The sequence below is a fragment of the Azospirillum oryzae genome (assembly GCF_900177515.1).
Classification (GTDB): domain Bacteria; phylum Pseudomonadota; class Alphaproteobacteria; order Azospirillales; family Azospirillaceae; genus Azospirillum; species Azospirillum oryzae_A.
Window position 1 is genome coordinate 91260 of sequence record NZ_FXAK01000010.1, and the last position, 17351, is coordinate 108610.

At 68.8% G+C, this 17351-nt stretch carries 16 protein-coding genes; 8 read left to right on the plus strand and 8 right to left on the minus strand.

All coding sequences use genetic code 11. The annotated features are described in order from the left end of the window. The first annotated feature begins 1 nt into the window (after nt 1). Nucleotides 2-1129, plus strand: a complete 1128-nt coding sequence (locus tag B9N97_RS32245) for an ABC transporter permease (RefSeq protein ID WP_085091922.1) — start codon at nt 2-4, stop codon at nt 1127-1129. 228 nt (nt 1130-1357) lie between these two features. Here the strand turns inward: B9N97_RS32245 and pgmG are convergent, their stop codons facing one another. The 3 genes from pgmG to galU form a co-directional block, all read right to left on the minus strand. Beyond that, nucleotides 1358-2758 carry a phosphoglucomutase/phosphomannomutase PgmG gene (gene pgmG / locus B9N97_RS32250; RefSeq protein ID WP_085091923.1) on the minus strand — a complete coding sequence of 467 codons (1401 nt, stop codon included), beginning with the start codon at nt 2756-2758 and terminating at the stop codon, nt 1358-1360. 39 nt (nt 2759-2797) lie between these two features. Next, complete coding sequence (locus B9N97_RS32255) at nt 2798-4129, minus strand: UDP-glucose dehydrogenase family protein (RefSeq protein ID WP_085091924.1); 1332 nt, start codon at nt 4127-4129, stop codon at nt 2798-2800. Between the two features lie 212 nt (nt 4130-4341). Next, on the minus strand, nt 4342-5211 hold the full coding sequence (gene galU / locus B9N97_RS32260) for a UTP--glucose-1-phosphate uridylyltransferase GalU (RefSeq protein ID WP_085091925.1): 870 nt from the start codon (nt 5209-5211) through the stop codon (nt 4342-4344). 401 nt (nt 5212-5612) lie between these two features. On the opposite strand from galU, the gene B9N97_RS32265 reads away from it, so the two are divergent. The 3 genes from B9N97_RS32265 (at nt 5613) to B9N97_RS32275 (ending at nt 7345) form a co-directional block, all read left to right on the plus strand. Continuing rightward, complete coding sequence (locus tag B9N97_RS32265; RefSeq protein WP_085092333.1) at nt 5613-6383, plus strand: RluA family pseudouridine synthase; 771 nt, start codon at nt 5613-5615, stop codon at nt 6381-6383. Nucleotides 6384-6487: 104 nt separating this feature from the next. Beyond that, nucleotides 6488-6760 carry a GNAT family N-acetyltransferase gene (locus B9N97_RS32270; protein ID WP_085091926.1) on the plus strand — a complete coding sequence of 91 codons (273 nt, stop codon included), beginning with the start codon at nt 6488-6490 and terminating at the stop codon, nt 6758-6760. 90 nt (nt 6761-6850) lie between these two features. Beyond that, nucleotides 6851-7345 carry a GNAT family N-acetyltransferase gene (locus tag B9N97_RS32275; RefSeq protein ID WP_085091927.1) on the plus strand — a complete coding sequence of 165 codons (495 nt, stop codon included), beginning with the start codon at nt 6851-6853 and terminating at the stop codon, nt 7343-7345. A 6-nt stretch (nt 7346-7351) separates the two neighbouring features. Here the strand turns inward: B9N97_RS32275 and B9N97_RS32280 are convergent, their stop codons facing one another. Further along, complete coding sequence (locus B9N97_RS32280; protein ID WP_085091928.1) at nt 7352-8218, minus strand: GNAT family N-acetyltransferase; 867 nt, start codon at nt 8216-8218, stop codon at nt 7352-7354. 649 nt (nt 8219-8867) lie between these two features. On the opposite strand from B9N97_RS32280, the gene B9N97_RS32285 reads away from it, so the two are divergent. Together B9N97_RS32285 and B9N97_RS32290 are read left to right on the plus strand one after the other, a co-directional pair. Beyond that, nucleotides 8868-10157: an O-antigen ligase family protein gene (locus B9N97_RS32285; RefSeq protein ID WP_244561046.1), complete on the plus strand. Its 1290-nt coding sequence runs from the start codon at nt 8868-8870 to the stop codon at nt 10155-10157. Then, nucleotides 10154-11092 (plus strand): glycosyltransferase family 9 protein, encoded by a 939-nt coding sequence (locus B9N97_RS32290; RefSeq protein ID WP_085091930.1) that lies wholly within the window; start codon nt 10154-10156, stop codon nt 11090-11092. The genes B9N97_RS32285 and B9N97_RS32290 overlap by 4 nt, the downstream gene beginning before the upstream one ends. Here B9N97_RS32290 and B9N97_RS32295 read toward each other — a convergent pair. Continuing rightward, nucleotides 11089-12714, minus strand: coding sequence for a glycosyltransferase family 39 protein (locus B9N97_RS32295; RefSeq protein WP_085091931.1), 1626 nt, complete (start codon nt 12712-12714; stop codon nt 11089-11091). The two genes, B9N97_RS32290 and B9N97_RS32295, sit on opposite strands and share 4 nt — an antisense overlap. Nucleotides 12715-12973: 259 nt before the next feature. Between B9N97_RS32295 and B9N97_RS32300 the strand changes: the two genes are divergently transcribed. Further along, nucleotides 12974-13414 carry a DUF2934 domain-containing protein gene (locus B9N97_RS32300; protein ID WP_085092334.1) on the plus strand — a complete coding sequence of 147 codons (441 nt, stop codon included), beginning with the start codon at nt 12974-12976 and terminating at the stop codon, nt 13412-13414. An 81-nt stretch (nt 13415-13495) separates the two neighbouring features. Next, complete coding sequence (locus B9N97_RS32305; RefSeq protein ID WP_085091932.1) at nt 13496-13840, plus strand: four-helix bundle copper-binding protein; 345 nt, start codon at nt 13496-13498, stop codon at nt 13838-13840. Nucleotides 13841-13866: 26 nt separating this feature from the next. Here B9N97_RS32305 and B9N97_RS32310 read toward each other — a convergent pair whose 3' ends face one another. From B9N97_RS32310 to B9N97_RS32320, 3 genes are read right to left on the minus strand one after another with little or no spacing between them, the layout of a single operon-like run. Continuing rightward, the gene (locus tag B9N97_RS32310) at nt 13867-15411 is read right to left on the minus strand and encodes a DHA2 family efflux MFS transporter permease subunit (protein ID WP_085091933.1); all 1545 of its coding nucleotides are present in this window, start codon (nt 15409-15411) and stop codon (nt 13867-13869) included. A 42-nt stretch (nt 15412-15453) separates the two neighbouring features. Continuing rightward, nucleotides 15454-16575 (minus strand): HlyD family secretion protein, encoded by a 1122-nt coding sequence (locus tag B9N97_RS32315; RefSeq protein WP_085091934.1) that lies wholly within the window; start codon nt 16573-16575, stop codon nt 15454-15456. 36 nt (nt 16576-16611) lie between these two features. Further along, nucleotides 16612-17076 (minus strand): MarR family winged helix-turn-helix transcriptional regulator, encoded by a 465-nt coding sequence (locus B9N97_RS32320; protein ID WP_244561047.1) that lies wholly within the window; start codon nt 17074-17076, stop codon nt 16612-16614. Nucleotides 17077-17351: the final 275 nt, after the last annotated feature.

Below are 17351 nucleotides of genomic sequence, written 5' to 3' on the forward strand. Positions count from 1 at the left end.
CATGATGCGCTTCCTCCGCAACAGCCTGACATTGGCGCGCAAGGAGTGGATCAGCCTGCTGCGCGACGTCTTCATGCTGGGCTTCGTCGTCTATTCCTTCACCTTCTCCGTCTACAGCGAGGCGACCGGCATCTCGCACGAGCTGCGCAACGCCGCCATCGCGATCGTCGACGAGGACCGCTCCACCCTGTCGCAGCGTCTGGTCTCCAGCTTTCACCAACCGGAGTTCCAGACCCCGGTGATGATCGGCCATGCCGAGGTCGATCCGGCGATGGATTCCGCCCGCTACACCTTCGTCCTCGACATCCCGCCCGATTTCCAGGCCGACGTGCTGGCCGGCCGCAGCCCGACGATCCAGCTGCTGATCGACGCCACCGCGATGATGCAAGCCGGCATCGGCGCCGGCACCATCGAGGGCATCGTCGATGACGAGGTCGGCCGCTTCGTCCGCCGCGAGGCCGAGGGGGCCGCCGCCCCGGTCAGCCTTCAAATCCGCGTCGCCTACAACGAGGCGCTCGACACCAAATGGTTCACCGGCACCATGGCGGTGGTCAGCAACGTCACCATGCTGGCGGTGCTGCTGGCCGGCGCCGCCCTGATCCGCGAGCGCGAGCACGGCACGCTGGAACATTTGCTGGTGATGCCGGTCCGCCCGGCCGAGATCATGACCGCCAAGGTGCTGGCGAATGGTGCGGTGATCCTGGGCCTGACGCTGGTGGCGCTCTATGTGGTGCTGCGCGGCCTGCTGTCGGTGCCGCTGGCCGGCTCGGTCCCGCTGTTTTTGGCCGGGACGGCGCTCTACCTGTTCTTCGCGACGGCACTCGGCATCTTCCTCGGCACCGTGGCGCGCTCGATGCCGCAGCTGGGCTTGCTGTTCATCCTGATCGTGCTGCCGATGGACATGCTGTCCGGCGGCTTCACCCCGCTGGAAAGCGAGCCGGAATGGCTGCAGACGGCGATGCAGCTGTCACCGTCCACCCATTTCGTCGCCTTCGCCCAGGCGATCCTGTTCCGCGGCGCCGGCTTCGACGTGGTGTGGCCGAGATTTGCGGCCACCGCCGGAATCGGCGCCCTGTTCTTCGCCTGGAGCCTGGCGCGGTTCAGACGGCATCTGGCGAGTTTTCGGTGAAGGGGGCGTTAGACCCCCACCTAGCCTCCCCCGCTGGGCGGGGGAGGGACTGCCGCCACTTCGCAGAGCGACACTCTCCCGCATCAGCACCAATCCCCTCCCCCGCCCAGCTCTCGCACAAAGCTCCGCTTTGTGCTGACGCGGCAGGCGGACCATAGGTCCGCTGAGAGCGGGGGAGGGTTAGGGTGGGGGCACCGTCAGCCGACGACTCCCCCCAAAAAACACCCCTCAGTGCGACCCGCCGCCTTCGAACGACGGCGCGCTCAGCCCCGACGCCACCAGCTGCTCGATCAGCGCGCCCTTCAGCCGCTCCAGCCCTTCCTGGCTGTAGGACTCGGCGCGTGCCACCAGCACGTCCTGGGTGTTGGACGCGCGCAGCAGCCACCAGCCGTCGTCGGTCGTCACGCGGACGCCGTCGATGTCGTTGACCTTGGCGCCCGACGCCTTGACCCGGCCCTTGACCTCCTCGACCACGGCGAACTTGCGTTCCTCGTCGATCTGGAAGCGGGTCTCCGGCGTGTTGACCATGTCCGGCAGGCCGTCGCGCAGGGCCGCCAGCGTGGTGTTCAGCTTGCTGACCAGCCCGACCAGACGGACGCCGCAATAGAGCGCGTCGTCGAAGCCGTACCACTTGTCGGCGAAGAAGATGTGGCCCGACATCTCGCCGGCCAGCGGCGACCCGGTCTCCGCCATCTTGGCCTTCAAGAGCGAGTGGCCGGTCTTCCACATCAGCGGGTTGCCGCCATGCTTGGCGATCTCGTCGAACAGGGCCTGGCTGGCCTTGACGTCGGCGATGATGGTGGCGCCCGGATGGCTCTTCAGCACGTCGGCGGCATAGAGCGCGACCAGCTGGTCGCCCCACACCACGCGGCCCTTGTGGTCGATGGCGCCGATGCGGTCGCCGTCGCCGTCGAAGCCGATGCCGATGTCGCAGCCATGCTCCGCCACCGCCTTTTTCAGGTCGACCAGATTGGCCTCGACCGTCGGGTCCGGATGGTGGTTGGGGAAGTTGCCGTCGATGTCGTCGAACAGCAGGACATGCGTGCCCGGCAGCTTGGCGGTCAGGCGGCGCAGGATCTCGCCCGACGCGCCGTTGCCGGCATCCCAGGCGATCTTCAGGTCGCGGGTGCCGTCATAGTCCTTCAGCAGGCGGGCGACATACTCATCCCTAACGTCGATCTTCTCCGACGAGCCCTGGCCCTGCTCCCAGTCGGCCTTGGCCGCCATGGTGCCGAGGTCGAGGATCTGCTGGCCATAGACCGGACCCTTGCCCAGCATCATCTTGATGCCGTTGTAGTCCGGCGGGTTGTGCGAGCCGGTGATCATGATGCCGGCCGCCGCGTCGCGGTCGCGGGTGGCGAAATACAGCATCGGCGTGGGGCCGAGCCCGATGCGCAGAACGTGCAGGCCGGTGGAAACCAGCCCCTCGACCAGCGCCTCCTCCAGCTCCGGCGAGGACAGACGGCCGTCGTAGCCGACGCAGACCGTCTTGCCACCCTTGCGCACCACCACGGTGCCGAAGGAGCGGCCGACCGCGCGGGCGTCGGCGGGGGTCAGCGTCTTGCCGACGATGCCGCGGATGTCGTACTCGCGCAGCACCGTGGGGTGGAAGGTATGGGCTTCGCTCATCGTCTCGTTAGTCCTCTGTTGGACGCCGTCTTTGGACCGTCAGCCGCGGTCCATGCCACCCGCCGGCGACGGCCGGCCGATGGAGCTGTAGGTGAAGCCGGCCTTCGCCATGTCCTCGGGGTTGTAGATGTTGCGCAGGTCGATCATCACCGGCCGCTTCAGCATCGACTTGACCCGACGCAGGTCGAGCGCGCGGAATTCGTTCCACTCCGTGAGAATAGCGACGCAATCGGCCCCTTCCAAGGTGCCGTAGGCGTTCTTGGCCCATTCCACGCCGGGCAGCAGCTTCTCGGCCTCGTGCATCGCCGCCGGATCGAAGGCGCGCACATGGGCGCCGGCCGCCTGCAGCGCCGGGATGATGTCCAGCGACGGGCTGTCACGCATGTCGTCGGTGTTCGGCTTGAAGGCGACGCCCAGCACGGCGACGGTCTTGCCGTCCACCGACCCGCCGCAGGCGGCGATGATGCGCTCCGCCATCTGCTTCTTGCGCTTGTCGTTGATGTCCACCACCGTCTCGATGATGCGCAGCGGACTGCCCACCTGCTGGGCGGTGCGGACCAGCGCCAGCGTGTCCTTGGGGAAGCAGGACCCGCCGTAACCCGGACCGGGGTGCAGGAACTTCTTGCCGATGCGGCCGTCCAGGCCGATGCCGCGCGCCACGTCATGGACGTTGGCGCCCACCTTCTCGCACAGGTCGGCGATCTCGTTGATGAAGGTGATCTTGGCGGCCAGGAAGGTGTTGGCGGCGTATTTCGTCAGCTCCGCCGTCTCCAGCGAGGTCACCACGATCGGCGTCTCGATCAGGTAGAGCGGCCGGTAGAGCCGGCGCATCACGTCGCCCGCGCGGTCCGACGTGGCGCCGATGACGACGCGGTCCGGCCGCATGAAGTCGCCGATGGCGGAGCCTTCGCGCAGGAATTCCGGGTTGGAGGCGACGTCGAACTCGGCCTCGGGGCGGACGCGGCGGATGATCGCCTCGACCTCGCGTCCCGTCCCGACCGGAACCGTCGACTTGGTCACCACCACCGTATAGTGGTCGAGATGCTGGGCGATCTCCTCGGCGGCGCCGAAGACATAGGACAGGTCGGCATGGCCGTCGCCGCGGCGCGACGGGGTGCCCACCGCGATGAACACGGCGTCGACGCCCTGCATCGCCTCCTTCAGATCCATGGTGAAGGACAGGCGGCCGGCGGCGACGTTGCGGGCGACGAGGTCGTCCAGGCCGGGTTCGTAGATCGGAATCTCGCCGTTCTTCAGCCGCTCGATCTTGCCGGCGTCCTTGTCGACGCAAGTGACGTGCACGCCGAACTCCGAAAAGCAGGCGCCGGAGACCAGGCCGACATAGCCCGTGCCGATCATCGCTATGCGCATCGCGTCCCCCTCATGTCCTTAAAAGGAAACCTGTATGTCTCTGGGATGCCCAGGTGAATTTTCACCGCGGGGCGTTCCTCATGGCCGGTCATTTCGACTGCCCGGCTCTTGTCATCGTTCGGTATTCGGATGCGCAGCCCAAACGCACGCGCCCGCCACCGTCCGGATCAGGGGACGGGGGCGGGCACGGCATCAGGACTGCAGCCCGTCGCTCAGCAATATTTGCGCAGCATCTCGCGCACCTTGTCGGCCATGTCCGGCCGGTTCAGTGCGTGGGCCAGCGTCGCCTCGATGAAGCCGACCTTGTCGCCGCAGTCGTAGCGGGTGCCTTCGAAGCGCAGGCCGTGGAACGGCTGGGTGCCGATCAGGTTGGCCATGGCGTCGGTCAGCTGGATTTCGTTGCCGGCGCCGCGCTGCTGCTTTTCCAGATGGTCGAAGATTTCCGGCTGCAGGATGTAGCGGCCGATGATCGACAGGGTCGACGGCGCCTCTTCCGGCTTCGGCTTCTCCACGAGACCGCGGACGGTGGCCAGACGGCCGTCGTCCTTCTCGACGTCCAGGATGCCGTAGCTGCTGGTCTTTTCGCGCGGCACGTCGACGACGGCGACGATGTTGCCGCCGACCTCCTCGTACGCCTCGACCATCTGCTTCAGGCAGGGGGTCTTGCCCTGGACGAAGTCGTCGGGCAGCACGATGGCGAACGGGTCGTTGCCGATCAGGGCGCGGGCGCACCACACGGCGTGGCCGAGGCCGAGCGGAACCTGCTGGCGGGTGTAGAAGCAGCGGCCGGGAGCGATCTCGCTGTGGCGGACCTCCTCCAGCGCGTCCATCTTGCCGCGCTCTTCAAGCGTGCGGTTCAGCTCGGTGTCGGCGTCGAAATGGTCTTCGATGGCGCGCTTGGACCGGCCGGTGACGAAAACGAAATCCTCGATGCCGGCGGCGCGCGCTTCTTCGACGGCATGCTGCAGCAGGGGGCGGTCGACCAGGGGCAGCATCTCTTTCGGGATGGCCTTGGTGGCCGGCAGGAAGCGCGTGCCGAGACCGGCGACCGGGAACACCACCTTGCGCACGGGTTTCCGCATTGTACGTCTCTTGTGGTTGAGGCGAAGTCAAATCCATCTGCCACGGAACGCAGAGCCGCAAGCGGAGCCGGCGGAGGCACGACCGTGGTTCCCGGCTTTCTGCCACGCCTTCCGCGACTGCGCAACAAACCTTCCGAGACCGGGCAAAAGGCTAGTCCCGGCGGCCGAAATCAAAAGAAAACCGGCCGAATGTCCTCGTACAAGCCGATCTTTATCCGCAAGGTCCGAAGTCGGCCCGGACCTTTCTCATAGGCAGTAACGCTTGGAAAAGCGCGGCAAACCACGGGCGCGACACCGTGCCGCTGGCTGTCCGCCGCCATGCTTCAGTTGGCAAACTTTCCGTATGACGATCCGTTACGAATACTTGCGCAGGCGGCCCGCCGGCGGTCATGGTGCCGGCCATGATCTCCGACTCGCGTACCTCCATCTTGCCGAACCCGCCCTCGCAGACTCCACCCTCGCTGACCGCGGACCAGCTGCAGGCCCGCGTCCTGCACCGGGACACGGAGTGCTTCGTCATCGACAAGCCGGCCGGTCTGGCCGTCCACAAGGCGGGACGCATCACCGACCATCTGGAGCTGTACCTGCCCCACCTCGCCGGGCTGGATGGGGCAGGCCCGGACGAGGAACCGCCGAAGCTCGCCCATCGGCTGGACCGCGACACCGCCGGCTGCCTGATCCTGGGCCGCACCCCCTGGGCGCTGAAGCGCTTCGGCCAGATGTTCGCCGCCGGCCATGTCGAGAAGACCTATTGGGCGGTGGCCGAGGGCATCCCGGAGGCGGACTCCGGCGTCATCGACCTGCCGCTGCTCAAGCGGATCGAACCGGGTGCCTCCCGCTCCTCCTGGACCATCCTGCCCGATCCGGCCGGCCAGCCGGCGGTCACCGACTACCGCGTGCTGGGCACCGGCGCCGACGGCCGTTCCTGGCTGGAGCTGCGCCCGCGCACCGGCCGCACCCATCAGATCCGCGTCCATTGCGCCGCCATCGGCTGCCCGCTGGTTGGGGAACCCTTCTACGGCCCCGAGCGCCGTCCGCCCGGCAACCTGCATCTGCTGGCCCGCTCCGTCGCCTTCCGCATGGCCTTCGAATTCGCTCCGGTCAGCGCCGTCGCCCCCGCACCGGAGCACATGCGGAACGCCCTGTCCGCCTGCGGCTGGCAAGTGGAGTGAGGATTGGGAGTGAAGATGCATCCGCGAAAAAGGGGGGCTGCCTGCCTCTTGCCCGCATCCCATTGTTAAGAGGGAAAGGCCCCACAACCGACGGAGCGCACAGGATGGGACAGGCGGTCACCGACAACCGCGCCATGAACCGGTTCGAACTGGCGGTCGGCAGCCAGACGGTTTTCGCCGACTACCGCCGCAACGGCCGGACCCTGGTGATTTCCTATGTCGAGGCCCCGCCCTCGCTGCGCGGCACCGGCGCCGCCGGCCGCCTGATGGAAGGCGTGGTGGAAACCGCCCGCGCCGAGGGGCTGAAGATCGTCCCGCTCTGCAGCTACGCCGCGACGTGGATCAGGCGCAACCGGCACGACGATTTGCTGGCGTGAGGGGAGGCACATAAGCCGATGGCTCTGCCGGCGACACACGTCGTACGCTCACCCCCACGATAGTCGGAGGGGCCGGGAAAGGGCGGGCTCATGACACTGGTGAGACAACTCCTGCCAAAAGATTCGGAGGAGTTTCGCTCGCTCCGACTTGAAGCCCTCCAGCGGCATCCCGAGGCGTTTGGATCGAGCCATGCCGAGGAAGTTGACCGCCCTGTCTCCAGCTTTGCGGATTGGATCACGGGCGGATACATCGTCGGCGGGTTCGTCGACGGACAGCTTGATGCCACGGCCGGGCTGTTGACCTCCGCCAAGGCCAAGTCACGCCACAAGGGCATGATTTGGGGCGTCTATGTCCGCGAGAACAGGCGAGGCAGCGGCCTGGCCGATGCGGTCATGACAACCGTCCTCGCCCATGCCGAGGAACAGGTCGAGCAAGTCCATCTCTCCGTCGCGGCGACGAACAAACGGGCCATCGGCTTTTACGAACGATTGGGTTTCAAGCCGTTCGGAACGGAACCGCGGGCGCTGAAAGTGGATGGGATTTATATCGATGAACTTTTGATGGTGAAAATCCTTCGTTGCTAGGTCCACTCACCCCAACTCGAAGCTCGTGACCCCGAACAGCCGCCCCAGATCCGTCGCCGGCGCCGGCCCCAGATACATCCGCGCCGTCTCGAACTGCTGCGTCAGCCCGAACTCCTGCGCCAGCCGCACCGCCTCCCCGTTCGGCTCCGGCACGTCGAGGAACACCGGCCCGGCGCCGGCCGCCCGTGCCAGCGCCAGCACCAGATCCCGCGCCACCGTCCCATCCGCCGCATAGAGCGGGCCGATCTTGAAGCCGCTGTGGCAGGGCCGGATCACCCCGAAGCCGGTCAGCGCGCCGTCCCTCACCGCCGCCAGCGCCGTGGCGCCCGGCAGGGCGATCCAGTTGGCGAGGAATCCGGGACGCGGCGCCGGGAAAAGCCCGGCGTCCAAGGCGGCCAGCCGGTCGAAGGGCACCGTCCGCGCGTCGACCAGAGCGGTCTCGCCCGCCCCGCCGTCCGGCACGCTGCCGCCGAAGCGGATGTTGCGGTGGGACAGGGCAAAGCCGGATTTGCGGTAGTTCTCCTGCTGGGCGACCACGCCGTCGAGGCCGACGGTGCAGCCCTCCAGATGGCGCAGCCCCGCCTGCCACAGCCGCCAGCCATAGCCCCGCCCGCGCACCTCCGGCCGCACGATGTAGAAACCGAGAAAGCCGAAATTGCCCGGATAGCGGACCACCGACAGCGAGGCCACCGGCTGCCCGTCCAGCAGCCCGACCAGAAAGCCCGCCGGGTCGACCGCATGGAAGGCGCTGGCGTCGTGCAGGCCGGGGTTCCATCCCTCCTCCCGCGCCCAGTCCACAGCCCGATCGAGGTCGGCCCGGCTCATCACCCGGATCCGATAACCGTCCGTCCCCTGCCCTTCGCTGTGTTCCATCGCCGCCTCCCTCGAACGAAGGGAACAGAGCGTAACCGTCAGCATCGCCACAAGGCAATCCGGGACACAATATGGGCTGCGGTCGCCACCATCGCCCTCTCCCGCCCCGGGAGAGGGAGGGGACCCATGCGCAGCATCGGGAGGGTGAGGGGTAATCCAAGCATCCCGAACCGCATCGCTCTGTGCCTAACCCCTCACCCTTCCCACCGCTTTGCGGCGGGCCCCTTCCCTCTCCCGGGACGGGAGAGGGAGCTACATGCGACACGTCCCAACCCCGATTTTCATCCACCTTTTTCTATCCCTCCGCAGCCGTGATAGGAATATCATCCCGCCCGTCGCCAGGAGGAAACCGCCATGCCCCACCGGTTGCCGTCCGCCCGATCTGCCCTCCCCACCAACGGCTTCACCCCCGATGGAACAGTGGAACAGCCCCCGGATTCCTGTTTCATGCTGTTCCAAACGTTCCATCCAGCGCCATCCGCCCACCACCCCACGGCCGGATGAAACAATGGAACAGCGCCCGCAACCCTGTTCCACGCTGTTCCAACCCCCTAGCCCGGCGCGCCGCCGCCAAGGACCGCGCGCCGTTGCTTTCGCGGCGGGAGTGCGGTTAAGTCCCCGCCGGTTTCCGCTGATCCGCGTCGAGTTCATGCCCGTCGAGTCCCTGGACGCCACCGCGTCGCGCCCCGCCCCCCCGTCTCTCGCCCCGCCCCCAGCCGGCAGCGGGATCGACGCCGCGTTGCGGGGGCTGGCCGGGGCCGCCGCCCTGGTGCTGGGGCCATTGGCCGCGCTCGCCCCGCGCGGGCTGCCGGTCTGGGCCATCCTTGTGCTGCTGCTGTCGCTGACGGGATTGGCCCGGCGCGAGGCCTTCGGGCGCATCCTGCGGCCGACCCCGGCGGTGGCGGCGGTGGGCGCCTTCCTGGTCCTCGCGCTCGCCTCCTGCCTGTGGAGCCCGTCGGACCGCGCGCTGGAGACGGTGCTGGAGATCGGCTACATCGCGCTCGGCGCGCTGGCCGGCGGCGCCTGGATCGCCGGGCTGCCGGCGGCCGACGCGCGGCGGCTGGGCGGGCTGTTCCTGGCTGGCGGGCTCGCCGGCGGGCTGCTGTTCGCGGTGGAGGCGGCGCTGGACTTCCCGCTGAACCGCTGGTGGAACAGCGTCCCCGACGACCAGCTGCCCAACCTGCTGAACGGCAATGTGCCGAAGCGGACGGCGGCGCTGCTCTGCCTGCTGGTCTGGCCGGCCGCCCTGGCGGTCGACCGCTTCGGGCGGCGGACGCTGGCCCTGCTGGTGCCGGTCGGCTATGCGCTGGCCTGCCTGCCGCTGACCAGCCGCTCGGCCATGCTGGGCATCGCCGCCGGGCTGGTCACGCTGGCCGCCGCCCGCGCGTCGGCGCGCTGGACCCGCCGGCTGTTCGCCGCCGCGGTGACCGCCGCCTTCCTGCTGGTGCTGCCCGCCGCCCTGCTGTTCGCCGGTCCGCTCGACCTCGCCCATTCGCCGCTGCTGTTCCGCTCCGCCCAGCACCGGGTCGAGATCTGGGGCCATGCGGCCGACCGCGCCTTGCGCACCCCGGTGTTCGGCCAGGGGATCGACGCCTCGCGTTCCCTGCCGCCGGAAGGGGCGGTGTCGGAGTTCTCGCCGATCGGCGACAGCCTGCTGCCGCTGCACCCGCACAACGCCTTCCTCCAGGTCTGGCTGGAGACCGGGGCGGTCGGGGCCGCGTTGGCGTTGGCCGTCATGCTGCTGCTGCTGGCCGCCACCGCCCGGCTGGACCGCCGCGACCAGCCCTTCGCGCTCGCCCTGTTCGCCACGGCGATGGCGATGGGCAGCACCGCCTACGGCATCTGGCAGCCCTGGTGGATGGCAGGCTTCCTTTCCGCCGCGCTGATGCTGCGCCTGGCAACCCGTATCGGGGCCCGTATCGGGGACAAGAATCGATGAGCAAGCGCCCGCTCCGCATCCTGGTCATCAAGTTGGGCGCCTTCGGCGACTTCTTCCTGGCCCAGACGACCTTCGCCGCCATCCGCCGCCACCATGCCGGCGACCGGGTGACCTTGCTGACCCTGCCGTCCCTCGCCCCGCTCGCTCGGATGAGCGGCCTGTTCGACGAGGTGCTGGAGGACCCGCGCGAGCGTTCGCTGTCGGCCTATCTGGCGGTCCGCCGCGTCTTGCGCGCCCACCGTTTCGACCGCGTCTATGACCTCCAGGCACAGACGCGCACCGACCTCTATCATCGGCTGCTGTTCCCCGGCCCCTGGCCGGAATGGTCGGGCACCGCCCATGGCGCCTCCCACCCCGACCGCTATGAAGGCCGGCGCAAGGTGCCGGTGCGCGACCGCTATGTCCGCCAGCTCGCCCCCTTCGGCATCGTGCCGGACGAGAAGCCCGACCTGTCCTGGCTCGACGCCGACATCTCCAAGTTCGGACTGCCGGAGCGCTTCGCCCTGCTGGTCCCCGGCTCCTCCCCCGGACGGCCGGACAAGCGCTGGCCGGTCCGCCGCTATGCCGAGGTGGCGGCGGCACTGGCCGGGCGCGGCGTCATTCCGGTGGTGATCGGCACGGGCATCGAGAGCGACCTCGCCCGGTCCATCGCGGAGTATTGCCCGCAGGCGGTCGATCTGACCGACCGCACCAGCGTGCCGGAATTGGGCGGGCTGGCGCGCCGGGCCTGGGGGGCGGTCGGCAACGACACCGGCCCGACCCACCTGATCGCCGCGGTCGGCTGCCCCACCGTGGTGGTGTTCTCCGACGCCTCCGACCCGATCCACAGCACCGGCCCGCGCGTGCTGATCCACCACCGCCCCGACTTCGCCGACATCGACAGCGCCGGCGTGGTCGAGGCGCTGGACCGCGCACGGGAGATGGGAGTCACCTAACGGCAGAAGGGAAACGGTGCGACCTTGGGCATGTAGATCGGGATCCACTCGCAATGGGTGACCGGGTTGGGCAGCTTGCGGGTCTCGATGATCGGCCAGGCATGGGCCGCGACCACCACCAGCGCCACTCCTGCCAGGATCCAGCGCCGCGGCTTCTTGCCGTCCAGCAGCCCCGGCATCCGCGCCAGCACCCAGGCGGCGGACAGGATCGCCAGCGGGTCGGTGTAGGCGGCATAGGCGCGCTGGAAGCCGCGCAGCGAGAACAGCGCCTCCAGCCCCCAGGCGACCAGCAGCAGGAACAGCGCCTGCACCGCAGCCAGCCTCTCCCCCCGCCGCCACAGCACCACCGAACCGGCCAGGGCGAACCACTCCACGATGATGGTCTGCGGGATGTTGTCGGGGTGAAGGACGATGGTGCGGATCGCCAGGGTGCGGCCGATCCCGGCGAGCAGAAGCGCCAGCGTCCCCTGCCCCACCACGTTGCCCTGCCCCTGCAGCTCCGCCCCGTGCCGCCAGGAGGAGAAGACGAACATGTGCTCGACGAAGTTCGCCACGGCGATCGCGTTCTGCTCGTTCCAGCGGATGTCGAGTGTCAGCAATCCCACAGCCAGCCCCAGCAGCACCGCTGCCGCCCCGGCCACCGCGCGGGCGACCGGTACCCGGTGCACCACCGCATGGACCAGGATGCCGACCAGAACCCAGCCGGCGACGATGCTCTGATAGCCGCCGCCCGACAGCCCTCCGCCGACAGGGGTGTAGGGATAGACCGCCCGTCCCCAGCCGGCCAACCCCGCCTGGATCAGCCCGAAGGCCGGCACCGCCGCCGCGACCGCCAGCAGCCCGGCCACGGCCGCCACGCCCCAGGTCGATGCGGAAGCGGTCTCCGGCTCCGCCCGTCGCCCGAACAGGATCGCCGCCACCGGCAGCCCCATCGCCAGGAACACCGCCTGCACCTTGGTCACCATGGCCAGCCCGACCAGCAGCCCGCCCAGCGCCAGTTGCAGCAGCGACGCGCCGCCGCAGCCGCGCCCTTCCGCCGGCCGCACCGCCCGCAGGACCAGCAGCAGCCCCAGCACGACGAAGCCGGCCGACAGCAGGTCGGTGCGCATCTGCCTCCCCTGCGCGGTCAGCCCAACGCCGAAGGCCAGCAGCACTCCGGCCAGCAGCGCCACCCGCCGGTCGCCCAGCAGCCCGCGCAGCAGCGTGGCGTAGCTGACGGCGAAGGCGGCGGTCAGCAGGATCGACAGCGCCCGTCCGGCCTGGACCAGCGACTGCCAGACCGCCTGCGTCGCCGCCACATCGCTGCCCGGCGGCAGGGCCGACAGGCTGGCGACCGGCAGCAGCCCGACCGCATGCAGCAGCCGGTACCAGACGTCGATCACCAGGAAATAGCCGTAGCCGGGATGGTCGAAATACTCCTGCGGCAGCCCGTCGCCGAACAGCAGCCCGTGATAGACCAGCACCAGATCCTGGTCCGAATGGACCCAATAGGGCAGCCGGAATCCGACCAGCAGGACCGACAGCGCCATCGCCGCGGCCAGCCCCAGGCACAGCAGCCACCAGGGCGCCGCCGCGACACGGTCGAGCAGGGAGGGACGGGCGACGGAGGGGGCAGGCGTCATGATGTGCTGCGCTCACGGTTCAGGTCGGCGGGCGCCTTGTGGCATGGAAAACGCCGATTGGGAACCATCTCCCGTTCCCGCCGGGAACCAGTGCGATCCTTGCGGTGTTGCCCTCATGAAACGGCGGAGTCGGGATTCTCCGTCTCTTTCGTGGTGCCTCTCACGAGTGGCTTTGCAACGTTGGCGGGGCGCTGCCACAAAATACGGTATGGCAGACGCGCCGCGCAGACAATTGCCGGACAGACACATGGGGGACTCGATGGCCGATACCGACGACATCCTGGAGCGTATCCGACGCCGCGCCCACGAGTTGTGGGAGAGCGAGGGCCGCCCGCACGGCCGCGATTCCGACCATTGGACCCAGGCGGAAGCCGAAATCCGCGGCGCCGGCGCGCTGGAGCCGACCGAAAAGGCCGCCGGATCGCGCAAGAAGCCCGCCACCTCCAAGGCCGCCGGCAAGAGCACCCGCGCCGCCGCCGAATCCCTGTCCGAGGTCGCGAGCACCCCGGCGGAGGGCACCAAGTCCGCCCCCGCCAAGCCGGCGAAGGCAAAGCCGGCCGCCCCCAAGGCGAAGGCCGAGGATGCCCCCAAGGCAGCGGCTGGCAAGACCACCGCAAAAGCGACGCCCGCCAAGACAACCCCCACCAAGACTCCGCGCAGCCCGAAGAAGGACGGCGGCAAGAGCGCATCGGCCGACTGACGCCACCACCCGCCGGCGGAACCCTGCGGCCCCGGAGCCGGTTGACAGGTCCAACTTGCAATCTTCTCCGGAGGACCTGTCATGGCCGGCACGCCGTCGATGGACGACTGCATCCGCAACTGCACCGACTGCCACACGATCTGCCTGGAAACCGTCGCGCATTGCCTGACCAAGGGCGGTGCGCATGCGGAGGCCGGGCATATCCGCCTGCTGCTGGACTGCGTCGACATCTGCCGCACCAGCGCGGATTTCATGATCCGCGGCTCCCGCTTCCATCACCTGACCTGCGGCGCCTGTGCCGAGATCTGTGCGGCCTGTGCCGACGACTGCGACCGCATGGCCGACGACGCCATGATGAAGCGGTGCGCCGACATGTGCCGCCGCTGCGCCGAAAGCTGCCGCTCGATGTCGACCATGGCCGCCTGATCCGGCCGTCTGATTGCGGCGGTCCCCTACTCCATCACCGCCGCTTCCTCCGGCGCCGGAGCCCCCGCCTTCGGCCGCCGGAGCAGCAGCAGCATCGGGATCACCAGCAGCGCGACATACATCATCAGCTTGAAATCGTCGATGTAGGCGATCATCGCCGCCTGCTGCGTGACCTGGGCGTTCAGCGTCGCCAGCGCCTGGGGCGCCGCGGTGACCTGCTCCGTCATCGCCTGGGAGAACGGCGTCAGGTGCGCGGCCAGGCTGGCATGGTTGACCTGGGTGTTCTGCGACAGCAGCGTCATCACCACCGAGATGCCGACGCTGCTGCCCAGGTTGCGGATCAGGCTGAACAGGCTGGCGGCATCGGTGCGCAGCCGCGGCTCCAGCGTGGCGAAGGCGATGGTGCTGAGCGGCACGAAGACCAGCCCCAGCCCAAGCCCCTGCACCACGCCGCTGATGATGATCGGGTTGCGGTCCATCACGATGGTGAAGCCGGTCATGTACCACAGCGACCAGCTGGTCAGCAGCACGCCGGCCAGGATCAGCAGCCGCGCGTCCACCTTGCGCACCAGCCGGCCCACCGCCAGCATCGAGATCATCGTGCCGACGCCGCGCGGCGCCAGCACCAGCCCCGTGGTGACCGTCGGGTAGCCCAGCAGGTTCTGCAGCATCGGCGGCAGCAGCGCCATGGTCGCCAGCAGGATCACGCCGATCACAAATATCAGGATCAGGCCGGTGACGAAATTGCGGTCGCGCAGCAGCGCCGGGTCGATGAAGGGCTCGGTCTTCGTGTTGCCGTGGGCGGTGGCGATGTGGACGGCGAAGATCCAGAAGGCGCAGGCGGCCAGCGCCGTCTCGATCCAGATCTCGGTCGCGCCGAACCAGTCCAGCTGCTCGCCGCGGTCCAGCAACATCTGGAAGGCGCCGACCGCCAGCCCCAGCATGGCGAAGCCGAAGAAATCGAAGCTGCGCTGCCGGCCCTTGGTCTCGTGCAGGAAGACCAGCATGCCGAAGAAGGCGAGCAGCCCCACCGGCAGGTTGATGTAGAAGACCCAGCGCCAGCTGAAGCTGTCGGTCAGCCAGCCGCCCAGCGTCGGCCCGGCGATGGGCCCGACCATGATGCCGGCGCCCCACAGCGCCATCGCCTGCCCGTGCCGCTCCTTCGGGTTGATGTCCAGCAGCACCGACTGCGACAGCGGCACCAGGGCCGCGCCGAAGATGCCCTGCACCAGCCGGAAGGCGACCATCTGCGTCAGGCTGCCGGCCAACCCGCACAGCACCGACGCCGCGGTAAAGCCCGCCACCGCGATCAGGAACAGCCGCTTGCGCCCGAACCGGTCGGCCATCCAGCCGGTGGCCGGCGTCGCGATGGCCGCGGCGACAATGTAGGAGGTCAGCACCCAGGTGATGGTGTCCTGCGCCGCCCCCAGGCTGCCCTGCATGCTGGGCAGGGCGACGTTGGCGATGGTGGTGTCCAGCACCTGCATGATGGTGGCGAGCATGATCGACACGGTGATCATGCCGCGGTGCTTCACCTCATGCGGGGCGGCAGGGGATTGGCTGGCGGCCATGGCATGCCTGCGGATGATTGTCGGTTGGTGGGGGCGAAGGCCTTACCGGATCGCCGCGACCGCGCTGCCGATCACGCCCGGCAGCGGCCGGCTGTAATGGGTGTCGACCTCCACATCGGCGCTCAGGCCGGTGCGCAGCGGCACGCCGGCGGCATCCGTTCCGTCGATGCGCAGACGGACCGGCACGCGCTGGACCACCTTCACCCAGTTGCCGGTGGCGTTCTGGGCGGGCAGGACAGAGAATTCCGATCCGGTGCCGGCGCCGATGCTCTCGACATGGGCGGTCAGGGTGCGGCCGGAATAGGCATCCAGCACCACGGTCGCGGTCTGGCCGACCGCCATGTGGGTCAGGTCGGTTTCCTTGAAATTGGCCTCGACCCAGCTCGACCCGCTCATCACCAGACTGACCGCCGACAGCCCGACCGAGGCATATTGCCCGACCAGCAGCCGGTCGGTCTGGCTGACCACGCCGTCGGCCGGCGCCGTCACCACCGTGTGGTCCAGGTCGCGCTGCGCCGTCGCCTTCTTCGCCAGTGCCTCCAGCACCATCGGATGGCGGTCGGTGGGAATGTCGGGATCGCCGCCGAGCGCGGCGCGGGCGCTGACCACCGCCTGCTTTTCCGTGTTCAGGTCCTGCTGCGCCGCCATCAGGTCGTGGCGCACGGAATCATAGGTCGCACGCGCTGCGACGCCGGTCTTCAGCAGGTCCTGCTGGCGCTGGAACTCGCGCTGCTCGAAGGCGACCTTCTCCTCCGCCGCGGCCTGCTTGGCCTGCGCCTCGCCCAGGTCGGCGCGCAACTGCTCCACTTTCAGCCGGGCCGATGCCAGCGCGGCGTCCGCCTGTTGAAGGGCCAGCCGGTAAGGTTCGTCATCGATGCGGAACAGCAGGTCGCCCCGATGGACCGGCTGGTTCTCGCGCACCGCCACCTCGACGATGCGGCCGGAGACGTCCGGACTGATCGTCACCTTGTCCTGCTGGACATAGGCGTTGTCGGTCGAGACATAGCGCCCGCCGACCACATACTCATAGCCGCCGCCGACCGCCACCAACAGCGGCAGGGCGGCCATCAGAACCCAGCGGCGCCAGCGCGTCCGGCGGACGGGTTTGGCGGCCGGTTGAGCGGCAGGACGGGTTTCGGTATCGCGGTCGGTCACGGCGGTCATTGCGGTCGGGTCCCGAAGGAAGAAAAGCGGAATGCGTCAGGCTTTGGCGGCGATTTTCCCGGCCGTCGTCTTCTCAGGCGGCTCGGTCCGGCGGTCGGACAGGTTGGCGCGCATGTGGGCCAGCATTTCGACCAGCTTGGCCTCGGCATCGGACGGAAGGCCGGCCAGCGCCTCCGCATAAATCCCGGTGGCGAGCGCCCGGCCCTGCTCCAGCACCGCATGCGCCTTCGGCGTCAGGTGGGGCAGCCGGGCGCGCCGGTCGGTCGGGTCGGCACGGCGTTCGATCCAGCCGCCTTCCTCCATGCGGTCGATCTGCCGGCAGAGCGTGATCGGCTCGATCTCCAGCAGATCCGCCAGCGCCGCCTGCTTGATCCCTTCGTTCCGCGCCAGCGTGGCGATCACCGACCATTGCGCGCGGGTCAGGCCGAGATGGCGGGCGCGCTGGTCGAAACGGACGCGCATCATCCGCGCCGTATCGGTCAGGACGGCACCCAAGCTCATCGAATGGGGGCTCGTCGAGTGAGGGTTTGCAGAGCGGGCATCGGCGGAGGCGGACATCGGCATATCATAAGCTTGCTTATCGATGCCACAGAACTAATAAGCGTGCTTATCATCGGCAATCCTCGCGGCGCGCATGGCAGGGCCACGCCGATGTCGCGCCTCCAGCGCCTGAGAAAGGATCGCGCCTCTGGCGCGCGCGACAGGAGATTGCTAAGGTGCCCACCCGTTTCGTTCCATTCCTTTCGCCAACTCGCCCAAATCGACCAGCTGAGGAC

Excerpts from the sequence above, each read along its gene's own strand:
- B9N97_RS32245 (WP_085091922.1), top strand. The coding sequence starts at position 2 with ATGATGCGCTTCCTCCGCAACAGCCTGACATTGGCGCGCAAGGAGTGG.
- pgmG (WP_085091923.1), bottom strand. The coding sequence starts at position 2,758 with ATGAGCGAAGCCCATACCTTCCACCCCACGGTGCTGCGCGAGTACGAC.
- B9N97_RS32255 (WP_085091924.1), bottom strand. The coding sequence starts at position 4,129 with ATGCGCATAGCGATGATCGGCACGGGCTATGTCGGCCTGGTCTCCGGC.
- galU (WP_085091925.1), bottom strand. The coding sequence starts at position 5,211 with ATGCGGAAACCCGTGCGCAAGGTGGTGTTCCCGGTCGCCGGTCTCGGC.
- B9N97_RS32265 (WP_085092333.1), top strand. The coding sequence starts at position 5,613 with ATGATCTCCGACTCGCGTACCTCCATCTTGCCGAACCCGCCCTCGCAG.
- B9N97_RS32270 (WP_085091926.1), top strand. The coding sequence starts at position 6,488 with ATGGGACAGGCGGTCACCGACAACCGCGCCATGAACCGGTTCGAACTG.
- B9N97_RS32275 (WP_085091927.1), top strand. The coding sequence starts at position 6,851 with ATGACACTGGTGAGACAACTCCTGCCAAAAGATTCGGAGGAGTTTCGC.
- B9N97_RS32280 (WP_085091928.1), bottom strand. The coding sequence starts at position 8,218 with ATGGAACACAGCGAAGGGCAGGGGACGGACGGTTATCGGATCCGGGTG.
- B9N97_RS32285 (WP_244561046.1), top strand. The coding sequence starts at position 8,868 with ATGCCCGTCGAGTCCCTGGACGCCACCGCGTCGCGCCCCGCCCCCCCG.
- B9N97_RS32290 (WP_085091930.1), top strand. The coding sequence starts at position 10,154 with ATGAGCAAGCGCCCGCTCCGCATCCTGGTCATCAAGTTGGGCGCCTTC.
- B9N97_RS32295 (WP_085091931.1), bottom strand. The coding sequence starts at position 12,714 with ATGACGCCTGCCCCCTCCGTCGCCCGTCCCTCCCTGCTCGACCGTGTC.
- B9N97_RS32300 (WP_085092334.1), top strand. The coding sequence starts at position 12,974 with ATGGCCGATACCGACGACATCCTGGAGCGTATCCGACGCCGCGCCCAC.
- B9N97_RS32305 (WP_085091932.1), top strand. The coding sequence starts at position 13,496 with ATGGCCGGCACGCCGTCGATGGACGACTGCATCCGCAACTGCACCGAC.
- B9N97_RS32310 (WP_085091933.1), bottom strand. The coding sequence starts at position 15,411 with ATGGCCGCCAGCCAATCCCCTGCCGCCCCGCATGAGGTGAAGCACCGC.
- B9N97_RS32315 (WP_085091934.1), bottom strand. The coding sequence starts at position 16,575 with ATGACCGCCGTGACCGACCGCGATACCGAAACCCGTCCTGCCGCTCAA.
- B9N97_RS32320 (WP_244561047.1), bottom strand. The coding sequence starts at position 17,076 with ATGAGCTTGGGTGCCGTCCTGACCGATACGGCGCGGATGATGCGCGTC.